This is a genomic window from Endozoicomonas sp. SESOKO3 (assembly GCF_024606255.1).
Genome location: NZ_JAHHPR010000493.1, coordinates 1 through 2055, shown reverse-complemented (window position 1 = coordinate 2055; position 2055 = coordinate 1). Strand labels below are relative to the sequence as shown.

At 47.7% G+C, this 2055-nt stretch carries 2 protein-coding genes; one reads left to right on the top strand and one right to left on the bottom strand.

The window, feature by feature from the left end:
* Positions 1 to 180: 180 nt before the first annotated feature.
* Positions 181 to 1434 (top strand): bifunctional DedA family/phosphatase PAP2 family protein, encoded by a 1254-nt coding sequence (locus KDK18_RS08515; RefSeq protein WP_257254479.1) that lies wholly within the window; start codon positions 181 to 183, stop codon positions 1432 to 1434.
* Positions 1435 to 1499: 65 nt separating this feature from the next.
* On the opposite strand, the gene KDK18_RS08510 is transcribed toward KDK18_RS08515, so the two are convergent.
* Positions 1500 to 2055: CocE/NonD family hydrolase C-terminal non-catalytic domain-containing protein (locus KDK18_RS08510; protein WP_306670895.1), on the bottom strand; the 556-nt coding region annotated here is incomplete at its 5' end.

Genomic DNA, 2055 nt, shown 5'->3' with positions numbered 1-2055 from the left:
GGGGTTTATGAACTTGATCCGTGAGCACCGTCAGGTCGGGTTGACGTCGATCCAGCAGATCTTTAAATTTTTTGTAACGTTCCGGTGTCATGGTTCTGCTCTCAATGTGGCATTGTGTGGTGTTACTTACGGATATGAAGGAAGCATTTTACATCATGGTGATATCGAAAGAGGCTTTTTGTGGAATCTGATGTCTTTGTAGCATTACATGCATGGCTTCAACATCATGGGCACTGGCTGGGCCCGATTATAGCATTGGCTGCTTTTGTGGAATCGCTGGTGGCTGTCGGTTTTGTTATTCCTGGTGTTGCCCTGCTGTTTGCTCTTGGGGCTCTGGCTGGCAGTGGCTTGATGGAACCCTTGCCTATGTTGGCCTGGGCTTTTCTCGGTGCGGCCCTGGGGGATGGTATCAGCTTTCAGGTGGGCCATTGTCTGCATAGTCGGATTCGAGACTACTGGCCATTTTCAAGGCATCCCGGTTGGCTGGAAAAAGGCGAACGATTTTTTGAAAAGTACGGTGGTTTCAGTGTTGCACTGGGACGTTTTATAGGCCCTATCCGTCCAGTTATTCCAGCCGTTGCCGGGATGATGGATATGTCCCCCCTGCGTTTTTATATCATCAACCTGCTCTCGACGGCGCCCTGGGCGGTGGCCTATACCGTGCCAGGCTACCTGACCGGCGCAGCCTTGAAGCTGGAGGTACCGCAATCCTTCTACTATCTGTTGGCCGGTTTAACTCTTGTTTCGTTGCTGATTGCTTATTCAGGACTGATTCTGGATCGCAGGTTCTGCAGGAAAAAGTTGATACTGTTGTTACCGGTCAGCTTTGTTGTGGTGGCGCATGTCAGTTTATTACTTCTGACTGTTATGGACGTCAGTGGTCAGTTGGATGACTACAATGCCATGATACATTCTTCTATTGCCAGCATGTCTCTACCGATAGTTGAGCCTATGTTTGGTCTGGTGAACTGGTTAGGAAGTGCGGTTGTTCTCTGGGTGCCACTGGTGTTGTTTGCTGTCTACTTTCTCTGGATCAGGCGCTATAGAAAATTATTGATTATGTTGACGTGTCTTGCAGGTATGGAAGTCACACTCTGGTTAATGAAGTGGGGTATCGATAAACCCAGACCGGCTGACTTTGATGGTCTGGATCAGTTTTCTTTCCCTTCCGGACATACAACTCAGGCAACCTTCGTTTGGTTAATGGTTGCCCTGTACCTGACGGCAGCGCAGAGAGGCGTTGTTAAGTTCTGTGCCTACAGTTGTGCTGTGATGATCGCCCTTATGGTGGCACTGTCGAGGCTTGTCTATGAAGCCCACTGGTTTGGGGATGTTCTGGCAGGTTTGCTGCTGGGAAGTATCTGGTTCAGTGCAGCGGTGGTTGCGGAAAGAGTTTATTTCAACAATAAAGTTCCCAAGCTTCAAATGTCATGACAAAAATCGCCCGGAATGGTTCCGGGCGATTATCTTCAAAAGAAGAAACTCTTAATTCAGTTTTCTTACAGGGCTGGAATTGAGAGTGTTGATTGCTTCTGGTTACTGAACTCGAAATCAATAAAGTAATTGTCGCTTGTAGGCCTCTTATATTGAGGGTCCATAGTATCTATAGCCAATACAACCCGGTGTCCTTGGGGCACATCGTAGGCTGTGGTGACCAGCTCGAAGGATATTTCGATTTTTTTTCCTGATTCAGCCTGGGGTAAGGTTGATACGCCGTGGGTGATCAATCTTGCATTCCCCAATGAGTCCATGTCATAGAGATAGCCCACCAGCTGTGCCTTGTCGTAGTGTGGTTGAACCACAAGGTTAACAGTCGGATTACCTCTTATTTTCATGACGTTCTGAAGCTTATCGGTGTTGAAATAAATGCCTCTGAAATCGGATGCGGCATAAATGTTAGTGACGACCGGGACTTCAAGCTGCTCCAAAAGTTGTGAAAGAACAGGAATCTGAGTACTGAATAAAGTACCCGTCCAGGAATTGATCGTATTGTCTTTTGTCAGCCAGAACGGCGGTTTGTAGGGATGGGCTTCCAAATCGCCGTTATCAAATGCA